We start from the raw sequence: 19,735 nt of genomic DNA, 5'->3' as shown, positions 1-19,735 counted from the left end.
CCGGCGGGGCCGCGGTGCCCGATCCGGCCCGTGTCGAGGCATGCGATACGTGTCCTGTCTGGATGGGGAGAACGGGTGGCCAAGGTGCCGGGGCCGTGGCGTCAGGCGCGCATGACCGTCGCGATCGGGATGCGGGCGGCACGCAGCGCCGGCACGAAGCCGCCCAGGATGCCGGCGACGAGGCCGGCGATGATGCCCGCCACCCCGGCGTCCCAGGGGAACTGCAGGTCGCGCAGGTACGGTTCGGACTCGCCGACAAACGCGGACACCGCCTGGAGCGCGACCACGCTGACGCCGATCGCCGCCGCCGCGGTCAGCAGCCCGGTGAGCAGGGTCTCGGCGAGCACGATCCCGGCCAGCAGCGAACGCGGGGTGCCGACCGCCCGGCGCAGGGCGAACTCCTCGATCCGTTCGCCGACCGTGGCGAGGCCGACGTTGAGGATGCCGGCGACGCCGATCAGCAGGACCAGGCCGGCCATGGCGAGGAAGACCAGGCGCAGCAGCCGGATCTCGTTCTGACCCTGTTCGCGGGAGTCGACGGTGGTGACGTAGGTCTCCGCGCCGGCTCCCTTCAGCTTCGTCGTCAGCACCTGTTCGACCGGCGTCGAGCCGGTCAGCAGCACCGTTATCCCGCCGCCGGTGTTCGGGTCGGCCAGGCCGGTCGGCGGCAGCCAGGTGGAGAGCTCGTCCAGCCGGACGTAGGCGTGGGGCTCGTAGCCGCCGTCGTCGACGACGCCGACGACCTGCGGGGTGAGGTTCACCGCCGCGCCACCGACGCGCATCTCGGCGGGTACCTTGTAGCGCTTGAAGCCCTTGGCGGCCTCGAGGTTGATGACGATCCGCGGTGCCATCGCGGGCACGGTCGTGAAGTCGAGCCACTCGCCGGTCTTGGGCCGGTACGGCCGGAACGGCCGGATGTCGGCGGTCATGGCGGTCAGCATCACCTGAATGGCCTGACCGGGCGGCGCGACCTCGGTCGACCCGCAGCCCTCACTCGGGGAGCAGCCCCCGCCCCAGTCCTCGTCGAAGGGCGAGCCGCCCTCGTTGACGGGCGCGACGCCGGGCTCGCCGATGATCGCCGAGACGCTGAGCATGGCCATCGCGTCGGAGCGGCCTTGCACGGTGTCGAGGACGATCTCCGCGGTCTGCGGCTGCATCGACACCTCTATCACCTTCGTGCCGTCGATGCCGTTGCTGAGCTCGACGCCGGCGAACAGCGCGCGCTCGGCGATGGTGGCGCCGGCCTGCACGACCACCACGGCGAGCACGCCGAGGAAGAGGCTCACCATCGACAGCACGGTGCGCAGCTTGCGGGCGCGGATGCCCTGCAGCCCGATGATCAGCGCGGACCGAAACCGCCCGGAAAGGCGCCTCATGCCGCCACCCGTTCCGTGAGTTCGCCGTTGACCAGGTCCAGCGTTCGGCCCATCCGAGCCGCGTGGTCGCGGTCGTGGGTGACCAGGATCAGGCCGCAGCCGCGGTCGGTCGCCCCGAGCAGGGCGTCGATGACCAGTGCGCCGGTCTCGGTGTCGAGCGCGCCGGTGGGCTCGTCGGCGAGCAGCACCTCGGGGCGGCGTACCAGGGCGCGGGCGATGGCCACCCGCTGCTGCTCGCCGCCGGACATCCGGGGCGGCCGGCTCTTGGCCAGGTGCGCGACGCCGACCTGGTCGAGCGCCTCCATGACCCGGGCCCGGCGGTCGCGGCGGGGCAGCCAGCCCTGCCCGTTGACCAGCGCCATGGCCACGTTCTGGGCGGCGGTCAGGTGCTTGAGCAGGAAGAACCGCTGGAACACGAACCCGAAGTGCGAGCTGCGCAGCTTGGCGGCCCGGCGCTCCTTCAGCCGGCTGATCTCCTGGCCGCCGAGCAGGTAGCTGCCCTCGTCCGGCCGGTCGAAGAGGCCGACGACGCTGAGCAGGGTGCTCTTGCCGGAGCCGGAGCGGCCCACGATCGCGACGCTCTCGCCCGCGTGCACGCTCAGGTCGACCCCGCCCAGGATCGTGCGGGCCTGCTGCTGGCCCTTGAGGACCTTGGTGATGCCCGTCATCTCGATCAGCGCGGTCATCCGTTGAATCCGGACGGCTGGTCGTCGGGGCGGGCGTCGGCGGTCGGCAGGTTCGGCCCCGGGACGGCGACGGTCTCGGTGCCCTTCAGGCCCGACTTGATCTCCACAACCTTGCCGTCGGTGAGCCCGAGGACCACGTCGACGGTCTTGCGTACCCGATCCGGGCCGACCACGTCGACCTTGCCCTTGCCCTGGGTGCCGGCGATCGCCTCAACCGGCAGCACCAGCACGTTGTCGGCCCGGCCGGTGATCAGGTTCAGGGTGACCGCGGCGCCGTTGATCAGCTTGACGCCGGACGGAGCGGTGCAGACGAGTTGCAGCCCGGTCGGCTCCGAGCCCTCGCCGCCGGCCGGCGCCTCGGGCTCCGGCTGGGGCGCGTTGCCGGTGGCGTCCGGTGTGGGCGAGGGCGGGGGCGGCGCGGGGACGGTGCCGGCCGGCAGCGCCGCGATCGTGCCGAGCGGCTTGCACTTGAACGGGCCCGGCCCGTTCTTGATCTGCCCCTCCACGGACTTCGCCGCGCCGGAGATCCGGTAGGCCATCGCGCTGTCGATGTCGGCGACGATGCCGTACCCGATCTGGCGGGCGGACACGACCGGCATGCCGGCGGTGACGTCGGCCCGGTCCTCCATCAGCCGGCCCGCCATGGCGGCGCCCGCCGGGATCTCGACCGAGTAGGGCTTGCCCTTGCGCCAGATCGTGGCGACCCAGGTCTCGCGGTCGTACGGCGTCGTCGACGGCGGCCGCTGCAGGTACCGCAGCTCGCCGCTCTTGGGCGCGACGATCCCGAAGACCGGGTTGATGGTCACCTTGCCGGCCAGGCTGATCCGGTTGGTGAGGTCCTGCCGGGTCGGCTTGACCGTGGTGAGCACCGTGCCGCGCGGCTCGAGCCCCGGCGTCTCCTCGCCCGGGCCGGACGAGGTGCAACCGGCCAGGGCGATGACAGCCAGCGACACACCCGTGCCGGTGAGCAGTCTGCGTACGTACACCGGTTCTCCCATCAGACGATCATCCGTGTGCCCGTACGGGACAGAGATGATCTCCGATCCGACCGGCCCGCAGACGGTACATCGCCGCCGCAAACCCCGGATGGGTGCACTACTGACGGTAGGTCTCCAGGAAGCGGCGCAGGCGGTCGGTGGCGTCGTCGAGGACGTCGACCGGGGCCAGGAACACCATCCGCAGGTGGTCCGGGGTCGGCAGGTTGAAGCCGGTTCCGTGCGACAGCAGCATCAACTGCTGCTCCAGGAGATCGATGATCATCTTCTGGTCGTCGTGAATCTTGTGTACCGCGGGGTCCAGGCGGGCGAAGAGGTACAGCGCGCCCTGCGGCTTCACGCAGGTGACGCCCGGGATCTCGTTGAACTTGTCCCAGGCGTGGTTGCGCTGCTCGTACAGGCGGCCGCCCGGCCGGATCAGGTTGTTGATGCTCTGGTAGCCGCCCAGGGCCGTCTGCACCGCGTGCTGCGCCGGCACGTTCGGGCACAGCCGCATGTTGGCCAGCAATTGCACGCCCTCGAGGTATTCGGTCGCGTGGGTGGTCGGCCCGCTGATCGCCATCCAGCCCGAGCGGAAGCCCGCAGCCCGGTACGCCTTCGACAGCCCGCTCATGGTGAGCACCAGCAGGTCCGGTGCGAGCGCCGCGGCGCACTCGTGCTTCGCGCCGTCGTACAGGATCTTGTCGTAGATCTCGTCCGCGAGCACGATCAGGTCGTGCCGGCGGGCGATCTCCAGCAGGCCCAGCAGGGTCTCCCGCGAATAGACCGCGCCGGTCGGATTGTTGGGATTGATGATGACGATGGCCCGGGTGTTCGCGGTGACCCGCGCGGCGACGTGCTCGAGGTCGGGCGCCCAGCCCTCGTTCTCGTCGCAGCGGTAGTGCACGGGCTGCCCGCCGCACAGCGTCACCGCGCCCGTCCACAGCGGATAGTCCGGGCTGGGCACCAGCACCTCGTCGCCGGTGTTGAGCAGCGCCTGCAGCGACATCACGATGAGCTCGGAGACGCCGTTGCCGAGGAAGACGTCGTCGGGCTGCACGTTCTCGACGCCGAGGGTCTGGTAATACTGCGCGACGGCGACGCGGGCGGAGTAGATGCCCCGGGCGTCGCTGTATCCCTCCGCCTCGCCGAGGTTGTGCACCATGTCGGTGACGATCGGCTCCGGCGTGCTCAGCCCCCACGGCGCCGGGTTGCCCAGGTTGAGCTTGAGGATGCGGTGGCCCGCGGCCTCGAGCTCCTGTGCGCGGCGCAGCACCGGCCCGCGGATGTCGTAACGGACATTCTTGAGCCTGTTCGCCTGCTCCACCATGCCTGCAGCCTATGGCCTGCCGGAGGCGCGCCGACTCGGCAAGGACAAGGTCCACGGGGTGGACGGCATTGCCGCCGTTCGCCGCGAACGATGCTCACATAACGGATATATTCGGCACCGCACGGCGTGGTCCACGGCGGCGGGAAGGCGACGATGAGCACGATCCTCCTGGTCGAGGACGATCCGGACATCCGTCACCTCGTCGCGGGCCGGCTGACCGACGCCGGCTTCGACGTGGTCGGCGCCGCCGACGGGCCCGCCGCCCTGAACGCCGCCCGCGAACGCCCGCCCGATCTCGTGCTGCTCGCCGTGCGGATGCCGGCGCTGTCCGGCATCGACGTCTGCCGCGAGCTGCGGGCCGGCCCGCTGGCCGCGTCCGTCCCGATCATCATGCTCACCGCGCGGTTGCGGCAGCAGGACCTCGATCAGGGGTACGCCGCCGGCGCGACCGGCCACATCATCAAGCCGTTCAGCCCGGCCGAACTGCGGGAACGCGTCGAGGCCGCGCTGGCCCGGGTGGGCAGCTGATGCTCGGGCTGTTCACCGTCGTCATCGCGATCCTGGCCGGCATCGTCGCCGTGACCGCGCTCGCCATCATCATCGTCCGGGTGGTCCGCGGCATTCGCCGGCGCAAGCGGGCCGCGCTCGCCGCCGGTCCGCGCCGGGCGCTGCTGGCCTTCGTCGCGGACAACGGCGAGGAGGGCAGCCACGACCTCGTCGCCATCCCCGACGACGCCTGGCGCGCCGTCGAGCCCACCGCGCTCGCCCTGCTCGGCAAGCTCCGCGGCGAGGCACACCTCGGACTCGTCTCCGTCTTCCTGCGCCGGGGTGCCGCCCGTGCCGCGCTGCGCGACCTGCGCTCGCGCAGCCGGGTCAAGCGGGCCCGCGCCGCGCAGGTGCTCGGCGACCTCGCGCTGCGCCAGGCCGTGCCCGAGCTGTGCCGGCTGCTCACCGACCGGCATCCGGAGGTACGCGTCGTCACCGTCCGCGCGCTGGGCCGCATCCGCGACCCGGCCGCCGCCTGGCGGATCATCGCCAGCCTGGACCGGCCCGACCCGCTGCCGTCGCTGCTGGCCACCCACGCCCTCGCGCAACTCGGCGCCGAGGCCGAGGTGACCCTCTCCGCCGCGCTCGACCACCCGCACGCCCGCGTCCGCGTGGTGTGCCTGGACGCGCTCGGCCTGCTCGGCGCCACCGGCTCGATGCCTCGCGTCGCCCGGGTGCTGCGCGACGACACCGTCCTCGACGTGCGGGTCGCCGCCGCGGTGAACCTCGGCCGGCTCGGCACGCGCGCCGCGCTCGAGCCGCTCACCCTGGCGCTGCGCTCGTTCCGGCCGGCGCCGCTGCGCGCCACCGCGGCCCGGGCGCTCGGCGTGCTGGGCGCGCCGTCCGCGGTGCCGACGCTGGCGGAACTGCTCGACGACGACGAGTTCCAGGTGGCACACGAGGCGGCGCACGCGCTGCGCCGGCTCGGCCGGCCCGGCATCGAGGCGCTGATCGCGGCGGTCGCGGCCGAGCGGAGCGCGGGTGCCGGAGCGCACGCCCGGCCGTCCGCGTCCGACGGCGCCTCGGTGAGCCACGCCCGGGAGGCGCTGGCGTTGTCCCGGGTCGGCTCCGGGCCGGTGGGGGTCGCGGCGTGACCGAGGCCGTCCGCGAGATCCTGCGCTACACCGACGTCGCGATCTTCACCTACTTCGTCGGGCTCAACAGCAGCTACCTGGTGCTCATGGCGCTGGCCGGGCTCGAGTTCGGCAAGCATCTGCGGCGCGCGCCGTTCGCCGGCACCGACGACATGTTCCGCAGCCCGCTGACGCTGCCCGTCTCGGCGATCGTGCCCGCGCACAACGAGGGCGCGGGGATCGTCGCCGCGGTGACCGCGATGACCTCGCTGCGCTATCCGCGCTACGAGGTGGTGGTCGTCGACGACGGCTCGACCGACGACACGTTCGAGCGGCTCCGCGCCCACTTCGACCTGGTCGAGGTGCCGCGGGTGGTGCCGGGCGAGGTCCCGTACCGGTCCGAGGTGCTCTCCGTGCACGTGGCCCGCGCCAACCCGGAGACGCTGACCGTGGTCCGCAAGACCAACGGCGGCAAGGCCGATGCCCTCAACGTCGGCATCAACCTAAGCCGGCACCCGCTGATCTGCATGGTCGACGCCGACTCGGTGCTGGACCCGGACGCGCTGCTGTCGGTGGCCAAGCCCTTCGCCGACGACCCGCTGCGGGTGGTGGCCTGCGGCGGCGTCGTGCGCATCGCCAACGGCTGCAAGGTGCTCGGCGGCCGGGTCGTCGACGTGCGGATGCCCAGGCTTTGGCTGGGCCGCATCCAGGTGGTCGAGTACCTGCGCGCGTTCCTGCTGGGCCGCACCGGCTGGTCCCGCCTGGGCGGGCTGGTGGTCATCTCCGGCGCGTTCGGCCTCTTCCGCCGCGACCTGGTGGTGCGGATCGGCGGCATGGCGACGGACACCATCGGCGAGGACGCCGAGCTGGTCGTCCGGCTGCACCGCCACCTGCGCGGGCTCCGGGCGGACTACCGCGTGGTCTTCGTGGCCGAGCCGGTGAGCTGGAGCGAGGCCCCGTCGAGCCTGCGGGTGCTCGGCCGGCAGCGGCGGCGCTGGCACCGCGGCATCGCGGAGATCCTGCGCAAGCACCGCGGCATGATCCTCAATCCCCGGTACGGCCGCATCGGCCTGCTCTCGCTGCCGTACTACCTGGTCTTCGAACTGCTGGCGCCGTTCGTCGAGCTCGCCGCCCTGGTGCTGTTGCCGCTCGGCCTGCTGATCGGCGCCGTCGACGTCGCGTTCTTCTGGCGCTTCGTGCTGGTCGCCTACGGCTACGGCCTGCTGGTCAGCCTGGTCGCCCTGTTCATCGAGGAGGTCTCGTTCCACCGGTACCCGCGCTGGGGCGACCTGGCGCGCGGGGTGCTGGCCGCGCTCGGCGAGAACTTCGGCTACCGGCAGATCCTCGCGGGCTGGCAGGTCGCCGGCGCGCTCGGCGCGCTGCACGGGCGACGGGCGCAGTGGGGCACGATGCACCGCGAGGGCTTCGACACGGTGGTCGAATCACCCGAGACGGTCGGCGTGGGCGTCGACCGCTGACCGCGGCTGCCGCAGGCCGGGGTGCCCCGGCGGCAGGCTGCGGCGGATCACCCACCAGCTGATCGCGAGGCAGGCGGCGATCAGCGGCCAGGTGAGCACGCCGCGCGCGACGCCGAGCGCCACGACCGCGTGCGCCGCCCAGAGCGGGACGAACACGGCGAGGCGGACCAGGTACTGACCGACCCAGACCCAACTGCCCAGGCAGTACGCCCGCAGCAGCGCGGGATCGCGGCGCCACCGGGTCTTCTGGCCGAGCACCGCACCGACGATGACGCCGAGCAGCGGCCAGCGGATCACGATGCTGACCGCCCACGCCAGCGCGCTGGCGGCGTTGGTCACGATCTGCAGCAGAAAGAAGTCCTCGGCGCGGCCCGTGCGCAGGGCGATCAGCGCGGCGACGCAGACGCCGAGCAGGCCGATCAGGACGGCCCGGGGCTTGTCGCCCTGCCGCAGCCGCCAGGCGGAGACCGCCAGGGCCGCGACCACCGCGGCGCCGGCGCCGACCCAGATCGAGCGGCCGCCGGCGAGCCAGGCCACCACGAAGATCACCGGGGGAACGGTCGCGTCCAGCGCGGCCCGCCGGCCACCCAGCAGATCGGCCAGAGATTCCGGTTCGGCCACGCCCCACCCCCCTCTCGAGTTAGGAAAGCCTAACTGGCGCGGATCGCGCGCGCACCGACCGGCCCGCCGCGCGGCGGCGGCGGGCGTGGCGCTGGTGGCAGCCGTCAGCCGGATGATCGGGCGGTGCGGTGCCCGGCGGCGAGCTCGGGGGTACGGGCCGGGTCGCGGTCGAGGATGGCCCGGGCCATGACCCACACGCAGATCCCGCCGTTGAGGAACGACGCGAGCACGTCGCTGGGGTGGTGCATGCCCCGGTACATCCGGCCCAGCGCCACGCCGACCGGCACGAGCAGCAGCAGCCAGCAGGCCGCCTTGAGCCCGGTGCGGTCGGTCAGCCGTACCAGGATCACCGCCAGTCCGAGGTAGAGCGCGACCGACGCCGAGGTGTGGCCGGACGGGAAGCTCGAGGTCGGCGGGGAGGTGTCCATGTGGTCGACGCCGGGGCGCGGCCGGTCGATCATCAGCGTGGTCAGGAAGAAGACCAGCGCCTGGGCGCAGACCGCCGCGCACAGGAAGAGCGATTCCCGCCAGCGCCCGAGGGTCAGCCGGAACACGACGGCCGCGATGATCGTCACCGCGATGATCGCCGGGGTGCTGGCGAGGGTGCTGAAGATCAGGGACACGAGGCTGATGTCGTGGGTCCGGTCGCGCTCGAGTTCACGATTGACCGAGTCCTCGACGGTCAGCGGCCACAGGTGCGTCATCACCCTCGTGATGAGCATTCCTATTGCGATCATGACTGCGAGCAGCGCGCCGATCGGAATCAGCACGCGTTTGAGCACCTCGGTCGTAAATTCCGCCATGAATCGGGCAGTACCCAGTTCGGCCCGGTGCCGAACCTCGGTCGCTATGTCAGGCGAAAAGCGGTAACTATGGACATTCGATTTTTTCAAGTTTATTACGGCGCGTTTCGCCGACGGTTCGGTGGGCACTTTGCGAAGATCCGGTACTTCTCGCTCAGTCGATCGGCTAGGCGTGTGTTCGAAGCGTGTGGTTACCGGTACGTTGAGTAGGCGCTGGTGTGCCGCCAGTTGAATGGCACAAATGATCGTTGAGCTGCGTAAACAATAGCGAATAAAGATCATCTGTACCGATGTTCTCGCACAAATAGCCGATCCGGTGGGACTGGCATCTCCCAAGTAGACAGGTGGAGAAACAGGGATCCCGGCTGACAGACTAGGTGGTGTGATGATCCGGGTTGTGGTGGTGAGAGACGAGGGATACTTCGGGGTCCCGGTACGAACACTGCTAGAGGCCAAACCTGACATTCACTACGTCGGCACCCTGTCGCTGAGCAGTGACCTGTCGGCACGTGCCGCCGAGCTGTGGCCCAACGTGATCGTGATCGACACCGAATACATGGTCAGCCAGGTGCTACCCCTCGCCGAGGAACTGCACGCGTCCATCCCGTCCTGCTCGATGCTGCTGCTGTGCGACCCGGCCAAGCGCGGAATGCTCCCGCCGCGCCGCTGGTCCGGCCGGCTGAACTTCGTCCTCAAGGACGCCTCCGACGCCGTGCTCGCGGACTCCATCCGCCGGCTCGCGGCCGGTGAGCGCGTCGTGTCCCCGATGCTCCAGGCCGCCTCGCTGAACACCGACCGCGGGCTCAGCACCCGGGAGCTCGAGGTGCTCGGGCTCGCTGCGGAGGGCGAGTCGGTGCGGGAGATCGCGGGCCGGCTCTATCTCTCCGGCGGAACCGTGCGCAACTACCTGTCGGCCGTCATCACGAAGACCGGCGCGCGCAACCGCCTCGACGCGATCCGGATCGCCCGTAAGGGCGGCTGGCTTCGCTGAGGATCGGGCGCCCGCCTCGGTATTCTTGGCCCGGATGCCAACTGATCAGCTCGACCTGCCGGCACTGCCGATCCTGCTCCCGCTGGGTGCCGTCCTCATGGTCGTGTCCTGGGCGGTGCTGCGCCGGCGAGGGCTGCTGACGGCCCGGCGGCTGCTCACCGCGTGGGCCGCGGGGTGGTATCTGGTCGCGGTGCTCGGCGCGACCATGCTGCCGCTGCGGCTGGCCTGGGGCGTGAACGCCGGCGAGCCCGAGCTCTACCGCATCATCCTGATTCCGCTGACCACGATGCGGGTGGACGACTTCCTGCTGAACATCGTCATGACGCTCCCGCTCGCCGCGCTGCTGCGCCTGGTGTTCGGGATCCGGGACAGGGCCCGGGTCGTGCTCGTGGGCTTCCTGCTCAGTGCGTCCATCGAGCTCACGCAGGCGATCCTCGACCTCACCCTGCACGGCGACCGGTGGGCGGACGTCAACGACCTGATGTCCAACACGCTGGGCGCCCTGCTCGGCTACCTCGTGCTGCGCCGCCTCCTGCGCTTCGCGTCGTTCCGGCGCGCGATGGAGGACTGCTCCCTGGTGCCCTGCCGCAGCGGCGAGCGGCCGCCGGCCATCCGTTCGTAGAGCTGCCCGACCGAGTCGGCCAGCGCCGCGGCGTCGTAGCGGTCGCCGGTCGAGCGGGCGGGCAGCCGGTCGCCGTGCCGCTCCTCGAAACACAGCAATTCGGTACGGAGTTTGCGCGGCAGCGATTCCGGATCGTGCGGCGAGAGCCGCTCGGCGCCCTCGACGGCGCGCTCCCGCAGGGGCGGGCAGACCGCGTACAGCGCGGGGAGGCCGCAGGCGAGCGCCTCGAGCACCACCAGGCCGAAGGTGTCCTCGTCCGACGGTGACGCGAAGACGTCCATCGCGCAGAGCATCTCCCGCGCGTGGCCGACCGCCCCGGCGAAGGTCACCCGATCGGCGACGCCCTCGATCGCGGCGAGCCGCTCCAGCGCAGGCCGCGCCGATCCGTCGCCGACCAGCAGCAGGATCGCCTCCGGCACCTCGCCGACGGCCCGGATCAGCCGGTCGAACCGCTTGCCCGGCTCCAGCCGGCCGACGCCGCCGATCACCCGCACCTCCGGCCCGATGCCCAGGCGCTTGCGGGCCGCGGCGCGCAGCGCCGGGTCGTAGCGGAACTCGGCCGCGTCGATCGCCTTGGGGATGACCGTGATCCGGGCATCCGGCACGCCGTCGGCGCGGAGCCGGTCGGCGATCGGCTCGGACGCCGCGATCGTGAGCCGGCCGAACCGCTCGCCGATCAGGTAGAGCGCCCGGGCGCCGCCGTCGTCGCTCAGGTGGTACTCGGTGGCGACCACGTGCCGCACGCCGGCCAGCCGCGCCGCGAACCGGCCCTGCAGGCAGGCCCGGTAGAGATGGGTGTGCACCACGTCGAACCGGCCGAGCCGGATCAGGCGGCGCAGCTTGATCACCGCGGACAGGTCGTGGTCGCGGGTGGTGATCACCTCGTGCACGGTCGTGCCGTCGGCGCGCATGGCGGCGGCGACGGCACCCGGCCGCGACAGCGTCACGACCTCGCAGTCCTGCGGCAGCCGGCTCACCAACAGCCGGAGCTGATGCTCGGCGCCGCCCTCAGCCAATGTGCTGATGATGTGCAGAACCCTCATGGCCCGGCTCCGGCCCGCGCGCGGAACTTTTTCATTTTGTCTCCTGTTTGACACCCGCCATAAAGACGCTGCCAGAGCATGGATGACCAATGATAGTTGCAAATGTCATGTTGAACGTGAAGCGTACTCACCGAACGTGGGCGCCCGATTATTGACCGAACGGACGTCGCCCCTTTGGCGGAAAGTGCTTGTCAGGGTGGCGATCGAGCGCCTCCGTCGGCCGCGCGTACAGAAGACGAATAATTCTCATGTAGGGCATGACAATTACTACTGTGGCCGCTACCGCACGGCTGGCACGCTCTATTCGTAGGCGCTGATAGCGACGTTCGGCGAGCGGGCGCAATGCATTTCCTGATCTCCATTATGCATTGCGTGCCGCTCGATTTTCCTTGTCGACACCAACGTTCGAACGGGGAGGAATTCATGCGGGTACGGCGAGCGACGCCGAGTGACATCACGGGCGCCCCAGCCGGCTCACCACCGCCGTGGCTGCTCGCGGCGCTGCCGCTCCGGGCCGCCCGTGCCGCCGCCGACGCGCTGGCGCTGGCCGTGGCGTTGCTGATCGCCACGCTGCTGCGCCACGACGGTGACCTCGCCGCGGTCGACGCCACCGGGCTGCTGGTGCTGGCCTCGCTGGCCGCGGTCGTGCACACCGTCGTCGGCCTGCAGTTCGGTCTGTACACCGGCCGCTGGTCCTACGGCTGCTTCGAGGAGATCGCCGCGCTGGCGAAGACCGCGGCGCTCACCACCCCTGTGGTGTTCATCCTGGACACCCTGGTCGGGCGGCTCGTGCCGCGCTCGGCCATCATCGGGGCCGGCCTGATCGCCCTGGTCCTGGCGGCCGGCGTGCGCTACTCCGCCCGGCTGCTGCACGACCACCGGCTGCGTCCCTCGCCGGAGCACGGCACCCGCGTCGTGGTGATGGGCGCCGGCGAGGGCTCGGCGCAGGTCATCCGCGCGATGCTGCGCAGCCCGTTCAGCCCTTACATCCCGGTCGCGCTGCTCGACGACGATCCCGCCAAGCGCACCCTGCGGCTGATGGGCGTGCCCGTGTCCGGCAACCGGCACGCCATGGCCGAGGTCGTCCGGCGGTTCCGCGCCGACGCGGTGCTCATCGCGATCCCGAGCGCGAGCGCCGACGTCGTCCGGGAGCTGACCGAGCTCGCCCAGCCGCTCAACGTCGACCTGAAGGTCGTGCCGCCGGTCGTCGAACTGTTCGGCCGCACCGTCAGCGTCGAGGACATCCGCCCGGTCAGCCACGCGGACCTGCTCGGCCGGCGGGAGGTCGGCATCGACCTGGCCGCGGTCGCCGGCTATCTCGAGGGGCGCCGGGTGCTCGTCACCGGCGCGGGCGGCTCGATCGGCTCCGAGCTGTGCCGCCAGGTCGCCCGCTTCCACCCGGCCCGCCTGGTCATGCTGGACCGCGACGAGTCCGGTCTGCACGCCGTGCAGCTGTCCATGGACGGTCGCGCGATGCTCGACGACCGCAACCTGGTCGTCGCCGACATCCGGGACCAGCAGCGCCTCGACGAGGTGTTCGCCGAGCACCGGCCGCAGGTGGTGTTCCACGCGGCGGCGCTCAAGCACCTGCCGCTGCTGGAGATGCACCCCTCCGAGGCGCTCAAGACCAACATCATTGGCACGTACCAGATCCTGCAGACCGCGCTGCGCCACGGCGTCGACCGGCTGGTGAACATCTCGACCGACAAGGCCGCCGAGCCGACCAGCGTGCTCGGCTACTCCAAGCGGATCACCGAGCGGCTCACCGCGGCCGCCGACGAGTCCGCACCCGGCACCTACTGCAGCGTCCGGTTCGGCAACGTGCTCGGCAGCCGCGGCTCGGTGCTCACGGCGTTCACCGCGCAGGTCGAGTCGGGTGGCCCGATCACCGTCACCGACCCCGAGGTCACGCGGTTCTTCATGACCGTGCAGGAGGCCGTGCGCCTGGTCATCCAGGCCGGTGCCCTCGACAGCGCGGGCGAGGTGCTGGTCCTCGACATGGGCGAGCCGGTGCGCATCGCCGACGTCGCACGCCGGCTCGCCGAGACGGCCGACCGGCACATCCAGATCGTCTACACCGGACTGCGCCCGGGGGAGAAGCTGCAGGAGATCCTGCTCGGCCCCGACGAACCCGATCACCGGCCGAACCACCCGCTGATCTCGCAGGCCCCGGTGCCGCCGCTGGACGGCGCCGTGCTGTCGCTGCTCGACCCCACGGTGCCGCGCACCGACCTGATCGCCGTCCTGCGCTGGCTCGCCGAGAGCCCGGCGCTGTCGGCCGCCCGCGAGGCGAACCCGCCGGCCGTGGTGTCGCGGCCCGCGCGCAGCCGCGCCAACGGGCGCAACCGGACGGCGCCGCCGCCGCGCCAGCCCGAATTCACCGTACGGCCGGGGCGGCAGCCGTGAGCGCCCGGTCACAGAAGGGGAGCAGGCCCATGCGGGTCGTCATCGTCGGTCAGGGATACGTGGGGCTGCCGCTGGCCGTCCGCGCCGCCCAGGTGGGCCACACGGTCGTCGGCTTCGACGTCGACGACGAGCGGATCAAGCGGCTCGCGGCAGGCGAGTCGTACGTGGACGACGTGTCCTCGGCCGAGCTGCAGGAGATCCTCGACAGCGGCGCCTTCCAGCCGTCCTCGGATCCGCGCTCGTGCGCGGGCTTCGACGTCGCCGTCATCGCGGTGCCCACCCCGCTGCGCGAGGGCACCCCGGACCTCGCGTACATCGAGGAGTCCGCCCGGACCCTGGCCCGCTACCTGCGGCCCGGCGCCACCGTCGCGCTCGAGTCGACCACCTACCCCGGCACCACCGCCGACCTGGTCGCGCCGCTGCTCGAGGAGGGATCCGGCCTCATCGCCGGCGCCGACTTCTTCCTCGGCTACAGCCCCGAGCGCATCGACCCGGGCAACCGGCAGTGGAACCTCGTCACCACCCCGAAGGTGGTCTCCGGCATCAACGAGGCCTCGCTGGGCCGGATGCAGGCCTTCTACGGCTCGGTCGTCGAGCAGACCGTTCCGGTCTCCGACTGCAAGGTCGCGGAGCTGGCGAAGCTGCTCGAGAACACCTTCCGGCACGTCAACATCGCGCTGGTCAACGAGCTGGCGGTGTTCGCGCACGACCTCGGCATCGACGTCTGGGAGGCGATCGAGGCCGCGTCGTCGAAGCCCTTCGGCTACCAGAAGTTCGTGCCCGGCCCGGGAGTCGGCGGCCACTGCCTGCCGATCGACCCGTCCTACCTGTCCTGGCGGGTGCAGCGGACCCTCGGGCAGAGCTTCCGCTTCGTCGAGCTCGCCAACGACATCAACAACCACATGCCGGACTACGTGGTGCGGCGCCTGGTCGCCGCGCTCAACCGGCAGCGCAAGGCGGTCAACGGCTCGGCCGTGCTGCTGCTCGGGCTGGCGTACAAGAAGAACACCGGTGACGCCCGCGAATCGCCGGCGCGGCGGATCGCGTCGCTGCTGCTGGACATGGGCGCCGAGGTCCGCGCCGCCGACCCGCACGTGGTCGAGGACGCGCACGTCGACCAGCGGGTCGTGCGGGTCGCGCTGACCGAGGAGCAGATCGCCGCGGCCGACGCCGTGGTGCTGCTCGCCGACCACGACGCGTTCGACCTGGACCTGGTCGTGCGCCACGCCCGCTACGTGCTGGACACCCGTCACCGCCTGACCGGACCCATCGTCGAGTCGCTCTAGCCGAAGGAGTGCGCCGTGGAACCCGTACGCCTGCTCTGGGACTGCCTGAATCGCCTGGCCGCGGCCCTCGCCCTGGCGCTGTTGTCACCGGTGATCCTCGCCGTCGCCATCTGGATCAGGATCGCGGACGGCAAGGGAATCCTGTTCGTCCAGGACCGGGCCGGCCGCGACGGCGTGCCGTTCCGGATGCTGAAGTTCCGCTCGATGGTGCACGACTCCGTCGCGCTCAGCGCGAAGCTCGGCATCAGCGACCCGTTCGGCCTGGTGGAGAACGACCCGAGGATCACCCGCTGCGGCCGGTTCCTGCGCCGCACCAGCCTCGACGAGCTGCCGCAGCTCGTCAACGTGGTACGCGGGCAGATGATGCTCGTCGGTCCCCGCCCGGACGTGCTGCCGCAGGCCGCCAACTACTCCGCCGAGGACCGGCGCCGCCTGGAGGTCAAGCCGGGCATCACCGGATGGGCACAGGTCAACGGGCGCGACGACATCGACTGGCCGGAGCGCTTCGCGCTGGACCGGTGGTACGTGGACCACTGGTCGCCGGCGCTGGACCTGCGGATCCTCTGGCGCACGGTCGCCACCCTGCGGCGCGACGAGGCGCCCGTGCACGTCGACGAGCTCAACATCCGCAGGGCCCAGGATGCGGATGCGGACGTGCGCCGTGCCGCCTGAACCGCCCCGCGAGGTCGGTTCGGAGTTCCACTGGGATCCCGCCGCGCTGCTCGGTGCCGAGCAGGGCGGCGGCCTGCCGCGATGGGTGCCGGACCGGCACGCGCTGTTCGCCACCGGCTGCGGCGCGCTCCTCGCCGTGCTGCGCCTGCTGGCACCCGCCGGCCGGCTGCACGTGCCGTCCTACTTCTGCATGGGCGTCGTCGAGGCGCTCTCGGCGGAGGTCCCGATCGCCTGGTACCGGCACCTGCCGGACGGCGACGGCCCCCGCTGGGCGACGCTGCTCGCCGAGCCCGGCGACGTGGTGCTCGCCCAGAACCTGTTCGGGCGGGACGTCCGCGAGCCGTGGGACGCGTGGCGGGAGGAACACCCCGGCGTCGCGGTCGTGGAGGACCACTCGCACGATCCGTTCGGCACCTGGGCGCGCGAGAGCACCGCCGGGTACGTCGTCGCCTCGCTGCGCAAGACGCTGCCGCTGCCCGACGGCGGCCTGCTCTGGTCACCGCAGGGGCTCGACCTGCCCCGGCCGCGCGGCGAGGAGAGCCCGGGCGCCCACCTCAAGCTGGCCGCGATGCTGCTGAAGTCGGCCTGGCTCGGCGGCCGGCCGATCGGCAAGGAGGGCTTCCGCGCGCTGCAGCAGCAGGGCGAGCACGCCCTGCTCGGCAGCACCGGCCCGGCCAGCGCCGTCACCGCGGCGACGCTGCCGATCCTGAACGTGGCGGGGCTCCGGGCGGCGAGCACCGGCAACGTCGAGGCGCTGCTCGCGGCCCTGCCCGAGCACAGCCCCGCCTGGCGGGTCCTGACCGGCGGCCCGGCCGGCGCGGCGCCGTTCCGGGTGCAGCTCGTGTGCCCGTCCGAGGAGACCCGCGACGCGCTGCGCGACCGCCTGGCCGGCCACGGCATCTTCGCGCCCGTGCACTGGCGCCAGGACCGCACCGGCCTGTGGAGCGGCGACGAGGAGGCGGCGGACCTCGCCGAGCGGATGCTGACCGTGCCGGTCGACCACCGATGCGGGCCGGACGAGATCCGCCGGACCGCCGGCGTGCTGGCCGCGTTCGCACCGGCCTCGGGGGCGGTCCGATGAGCCTGATCCTCACGGCCGCCCGCCGCCGGCCGCGCGGACGTGATGTGATGGCGCTGTGGGCAGCGCCGTCGAGGAGACCAACCGGCGCATGCTCCGTGCCCGGGACGCGATGGACCGCGCCTACGGGCAGCCGCTGGACGTAGCGGCCCTGGCCCGGATCGCCCACGTGTCGCCGGCCCACTTCACCCGCACCTTCCGGGCCACCTTCGGCGAGACGCCGCACCGCTACCTGCAGCGCCGCCGGGTCGAGCGGGCGATGTTCCTGCTCCGGGAGACCGGCGTCAGCGTGACGGACATCTGCTTCCAGGTCGGCTTCGGCAGCCCGGGCACCTTCAGCCGCACGTTCCACGACATCGTCGGCGTCTCGCCGAGGGCGTACCGCCGGCAGTCGGCGGCCTCGGGCGTGCCGACCTGCTTCACGATGGCGTGGACGCGGCCGAGCGACTGACCGCGGCGCCGGGTGGCTGAGCGTTTTGGATAAGTTTTCCCCCGCCCCGGCCAGTAGCGTGACGAGCATGTTCACCGCGATCACACACTCACAGATTTACGTCCTCGACCAGGACGAGGCCCTCGACTTCTACGTCGGCAAGCTCGGCCTCGAGGTCAACGGCGACGTCGACATGGGCTTCATGCGCTGGCTGACCGTCAGCGTCCCCGGTCACCCGGACCGGCAGATCCTGCTGCAGAAGCCGGGCGGCCCGCAGATGTCCGAGGAGACGGCCCAGCAGGTCCGCGAGCTGGTGACCAAGGGCGCCATGGGCGGGAGCCTGATCTTCAGTACGGACGACTGCCGCAAGACCTACGAGACGCTGCTCGGCCTCGGCGTCGAGTTCACCGAGGAGCCCACCGAGCGCCCCTACGGAATCGACTGCGGCCTGCGTGACCCGTTCGGCAACCACATCCGCTTCACCCAGCTCAAGGGCTGAGCCCGTCGGCCACCTGACGGGCGGTGAAGTCGCGCGGAAGGGTTTCGGGCCGGCCGCCGGCCAGCGGCCGGCCCGCGACGTCGGCCCACACGGCCGCGAACGCCTCGAACAGCGCGGGCGTGAGCCCGGCCGCGGCCTGCGACCGCGCGATCTCATGCATCTCGGCGACGTAGCGGTGCGCCTTGGTCGAGGCCAGGGCCACCTCGTACGGGGTGCCGAAGCTCTCGCCCAGGTCGGCCATGACCGGCTCCAGGACGTCGTACTCGGCGGCGGAGCGGATCGCCTGCGCCATCAGCCCCATCAGGCCCTTGTAGACCGACGCGGTGGACATCTTCACCGCGCTCGCGGCGCCGACGCGGCCGGAGACGACCACGGGCCGGACGTGCCGCCAGTTCAACCCGGCGACCTCGGCGGCGCGGGGGCCGGAGAGGTAGATCGACGCTCCGGGCCGTACCGTCGGCGGCGGTCCCGAGATGGAGCCGTCCACGAATTCCAGGCCGGCGGCGGTGATCACCTCGGCGGCGGCGCCGGCCGTCGTCGGCGAGACGGCGTTCAGGTCCACCACGAGGGGCCGGGCGGACCCGCCGCCGGCCAGCGCGGCGATCCCGGTGGCGGCGTCGACCGCGGCGCCGGGCGGGGTGACCACGAGAATCACGTCCGCCTGCGCCAGCACGTCGGCCGGGCGCGGGACGACGCGCAGCCCGGCGTCCGCCGCCAGGCCGGCCGTACGCTCCGACCGGCCGGACAACGAGGTGACGACGTCGTGCCCGCCCTCGCGCAACGCCCAGCCGAGCCCGGAGCCCATGTGGCCGGCGCCGACCAGACCGATGACCTTCACTCGGGCCGCCTCGAGTCGAGCGCCGCGACCCGGCGCCGGCCGGCGGTGCGCCGGTAGCTGGCGTCGAGCAACTCGCCCACCTCGTCCCAGTCGGTGTCGTCCGTGAGGTCCAGTCCGATCCACCCGTAGGCGCCGAGGTAGGCCGGCACGTAGCAGCGCCGGTCCTGGGATAGCACCGCCCGCTCGTCGGGATCGACAAGCACCAGGACCGACCGCTCGTGCTGCCGGTGGACGCCGTCGACCTTCACGCTGCCCCCGAAGTAGGCGAAGACCTTGGTGGTGAAGAAGGCGGGATGGCCGTGGGAGATCTTCTCGGCCGCGTCCGGAAAGGCCAGGGCAAGCTCGCGGAGCCGGCCCAGCAGCGGGTCCGCCTCGTCGAACATGATGGGATGCGCCACCTGAGAAGATAAGCACACGCGCCGGCCCCAGGTCAGTGCTGGACGGGGTTGGGCAAGGCCTCGGGGCGCAGTCCGTGGCGCAGGGAATCGGCGATCTCGTCGCGGCGGCGCAGGGCGGCCCGCCAGCCGACCACGTGGTTGGTGATCCGGCCCTGGCCGGGCGCGGTCGCCTCGACGGTCCACGGGCGCCGCAACAGCACGCGCGCCACGATCGACATCGCCAGGAGGATCAGCACGATGACGATGTCGAGCACCACCAGGAGCAGCGGCAGCAGCACCCACCAGAACAGCGCCACACCCACGACGAACACGACGAGGATGATGGCGATCGCCGCGATCTCGTCGCCCAGGTCGAAGCCGCCCCCGCCGCCGCCCCCGCCCCCGCCCCCGGACGTCGGGAGGTCGCCGCCGAGCTGAAGGGCGCCGTCGAACGCGTCGCCGGAGCCGGAGCGCTTGGACCGCCAGCCGCCGAAGCGGCGCGCGAGGGCCCGCCAGCGCGGCGCCCACACGACGCGGACGTTCCACGGGATGCCCTCGGGTGCCGTGACACAGACCGTTCTCACGACGACAAGGTACCGGCCACGC

21 protein-coding genes are annotated in these 19,735 nt (G+C 71.9%); 11 read left to right on the top strand and 10 right to left on the bottom strand.

Features of this window, described 5'->3' with window-relative positions:
• Positions 1-101: 101 nt before the first annotated feature.
• From AB0F10_RS12305 to AB0F10_RS12290, 4 genes are all read right to left on the bottom strand, one after another.
• A complete protein-coding gene (locus tag AB0F10_RS12305; RefSeq protein WP_360622960.1) occupies positions 102-1,376 on the bottom strand; it encodes an ABC transporter permease in 1,275 nt (424 codons plus the stop codon).
• The gene (locus AB0F10_RS12300; RefSeq protein WP_360622957.1) at positions 1,373-2,062 is read right to left on the bottom strand and encodes an ABC transporter ATP-binding protein; all 690 of its coding nucleotides are present in this window, start codon (positions 2,060-2,062) and stop codon (positions 1,373-1,375) included. Before AB0F10_RS12300 ends, AB0F10_RS12305 begins: the two co-directional genes overlap by 4 nt.
• Positions 2,059-3,060: an efflux RND transporter periplasmic adaptor subunit gene (locus tag AB0F10_RS12295; protein ID WP_360622955.1), complete on the bottom strand. Its 1,002-nt coding sequence runs from the start codon at positions 3,058-3,060 to the stop codon at positions 2,059-2,061. Before AB0F10_RS12295 ends, AB0F10_RS12300 begins: the two co-directional genes overlap by 4 nt.
• A gap of 97 nt (positions 3,061-3,157) precedes the next feature.
• Positions 3,158-4,366, bottom strand: coding sequence for a pyridoxal phosphate-dependent aminotransferase (locus AB0F10_RS12290; RefSeq protein WP_360622953.1), 1,209 nt, complete (start codon positions 4,364-4,366; stop codon positions 3,158-3,160).
• 153 nt (positions 4,367-4,519) lie between these two features.
• On the opposite strand from AB0F10_RS12290, the gene AB0F10_RS12285 reads away from it, so the two are divergent.
• From AB0F10_RS12285 to AB0F10_RS12275, 3 genes are read left to right on the top strand one after another with little or no spacing between them, the layout of a single operon-like run.
• Positions 4,520-4,894 (top strand): response regulator, encoded by a 375-nt coding sequence (locus AB0F10_RS12285; protein ID WP_360622951.1) that lies wholly within the window; start codon positions 4,520-4,522, stop codon positions 4,892-4,894.
• Complete coding sequence (locus AB0F10_RS12280) at positions 4,894-6,006, top strand: HEAT repeat domain-containing protein (RefSeq protein WP_360622949.1); 1,113 nt, start codon at positions 4,894-4,896, stop codon at positions 6,004-6,006. Before AB0F10_RS12285 ends, AB0F10_RS12280 begins: the two co-directional genes overlap by 1 nt.
• Positions 6,003-7,463, top strand: a complete 1,461-nt coding sequence (locus AB0F10_RS12275; protein ID WP_360622947.1) for a glycosyltransferase — start codon at positions 6,003-6,005, stop codon at positions 7,461-7,463. Before AB0F10_RS12280 ends, AB0F10_RS12275 begins: the two co-directional genes overlap by 4 nt.
• Here the strand turns inward: AB0F10_RS12275 and AB0F10_RS12270 are convergent.
• Both AB0F10_RS12270 and AB0F10_RS12265 read right to left on the bottom strand, forming a co-directional pair.
• Complete coding sequence (locus AB0F10_RS12270; RefSeq protein WP_360622945.1) at positions 7,428-8,084, bottom strand: DUF3159 domain-containing protein; 657 nt, start codon at positions 8,082-8,084, stop codon at positions 7,428-7,430. The genes AB0F10_RS12275 and AB0F10_RS12270 overlap by 36 nt on opposite strands.
• Positions 8,085-8,188: 104 nt before the next feature.
• A complete protein-coding gene (locus AB0F10_RS12265; RefSeq protein ID WP_360622943.1) occupies positions 8,189-8,887 on the bottom strand; it encodes a phosphatase PAP2 family protein in 699 nt (232 codons plus the stop codon).
• A gap of 403 nt (positions 8,888-9,290) precedes the next feature.
• On the opposite strand from AB0F10_RS12265, the gene AB0F10_RS12260 reads away from it, so the two are divergent.
• Both AB0F10_RS12260 and AB0F10_RS12255 read left to right on the top strand, forming a co-directional pair.
• The gene (locus AB0F10_RS12260) at positions 9,291-9,878 is read left to right on the top strand and encodes a response regulator transcription factor (protein ID WP_360622940.1); all 588 of its coding nucleotides are present in this window, start codon (positions 9,291-9,293) and stop codon (positions 9,876-9,878) included.
• 34 nt (positions 9,879-9,912) lie between these two features.
• Positions 9,913-10,500 carry a VanZ family protein gene (locus AB0F10_RS12255; protein ID WP_360622938.1) on the top strand — a complete coding sequence of 196 codons (588 nt, stop codon included), beginning with the start codon at positions 9,913-9,915 and terminating at the stop codon, positions 10,498-10,500.
• Here AB0F10_RS12255 and AB0F10_RS12250 read toward each other — a convergent pair.
• Positions 10,389-11,543 (bottom strand): glycosyltransferase, encoded by a 1,155-nt coding sequence (locus tag AB0F10_RS12250; protein WP_360622936.1) that lies wholly within the window; start codon positions 11,541-11,543, stop codon positions 10,389-10,391. The two genes, AB0F10_RS12255 and AB0F10_RS12250, sit on opposite strands and share 112 nt — an antisense overlap.
• Positions 11,544-11,966: 423 nt before the next feature.
• On the opposite strand from AB0F10_RS12250, the gene AB0F10_RS12245 reads away from it, so the two are divergent.
• The 6 genes from AB0F10_RS12245 (at position 11,967) to AB0F10_RS12220 (ending at position 17,914) form a co-directional block, all read left to right on the top strand.
• Positions 11,967-13,949 (top strand): nucleoside-diphosphate sugar epimerase/dehydratase, encoded by a 1,983-nt coding sequence (locus tag AB0F10_RS12245; RefSeq protein WP_360622934.1) that lies wholly within the window; start codon positions 11,967-11,969, stop codon positions 13,947-13,949.
• A gap of 29 nt (positions 13,950-13,978) precedes the next feature.
• The gene (locus AB0F10_RS12240; RefSeq protein WP_360622932.1) at positions 13,979-15,235 is read left to right on the top strand and encodes a nucleotide sugar dehydrogenase; all 1,257 of its coding nucleotides are present in this window, start codon (positions 13,979-13,981) and stop codon (positions 15,233-15,235) included.
• A 15-nt stretch (positions 15,236-15,250) separates the two neighbouring features.
• On the top strand, positions 15,251-15,907 hold the full coding sequence (locus AB0F10_RS12235; protein WP_360622930.1) for a sugar transferase: 657 nt from the start codon (positions 15,251-15,253) through the stop codon (positions 15,905-15,907).
• Complete coding sequence (locus tag AB0F10_RS12230; protein ID WP_360622928.1) at positions 15,897-16,988, top strand: hypothetical protein; 1,092 nt, start codon at positions 15,897-15,899, stop codon at positions 16,986-16,988. Before AB0F10_RS12235 ends, AB0F10_RS12230 begins: the two co-directional genes overlap by 11 nt.
• Positions 16,989-17,043: 55 nt before the next feature.
• Entirely contained in the window at positions 17,044-17,436 is a 393-nt protein-coding gene (locus AB0F10_RS12225) for an AraC family transcriptional regulator (protein WP_360622926.1), read from the top strand.
• Positions 17,437-17,503: 67 nt separating this feature from the next.
• Complete coding sequence (locus AB0F10_RS12220; RefSeq protein WP_360622925.1) at positions 17,504-17,914, top strand: VOC family protein; 411 nt, start codon at positions 17,504-17,506, stop codon at positions 17,912-17,914.
• Here AB0F10_RS12220 and AB0F10_RS12215 read toward each other — a convergent pair.
• Genes AB0F10_RS12215 through AB0F10_RS12205 form a run of 3 tightly spaced genes read right to left on the bottom strand, consistent with a single transcriptional unit; the run spans position 17,904 to position 19,713 of the window.
• The gene (locus AB0F10_RS12215) at positions 17,904-18,752 is read right to left on the bottom strand and encodes an NAD(P)-binding domain-containing protein (protein WP_360622923.1); all 849 of its coding nucleotides are present in this window, start codon (positions 18,750-18,752) and stop codon (positions 17,904-17,906) included. The two genes, AB0F10_RS12220 and AB0F10_RS12215, sit on opposite strands and share 11 nt — an antisense overlap.
• Positions 18,749-19,150 carry an MmcQ/YjbR family DNA-binding protein gene (locus AB0F10_RS12210; RefSeq protein WP_360622921.1) on the bottom strand — a complete coding sequence of 134 codons (402 nt, stop codon included), beginning with the start codon at positions 19,148-19,150 and terminating at the stop codon, positions 18,749-18,751. The genes AB0F10_RS12215 and AB0F10_RS12210 overlap by 4 nt, the downstream gene beginning before the upstream one ends.
• Positions 19,151-19,182: 32 nt before the next feature.
• Positions 19,183-19,713, bottom strand: a complete 531-nt coding sequence (locus AB0F10_RS12205; RefSeq protein WP_360622919.1) for a hypothetical protein — start codon at positions 19,711-19,713, stop codon at positions 19,183-19,185.
• Positions 19,714-19,735: the final 22 nt, after the last annotated feature.

The organism is Actinoplanes sp. NPDC026623, from assembly GCF_040638275.1.
Classification (GTDB): domain Bacteria; phylum Actinomycetota; class Actinomycetes; order Mycobacteriales; family Micromonosporaceae; genus Actinoplanes.
Note: the sequence above shows the minus strand (reverse complement) of the source record. Positions and strands in the feature narration are given on the sequence as shown.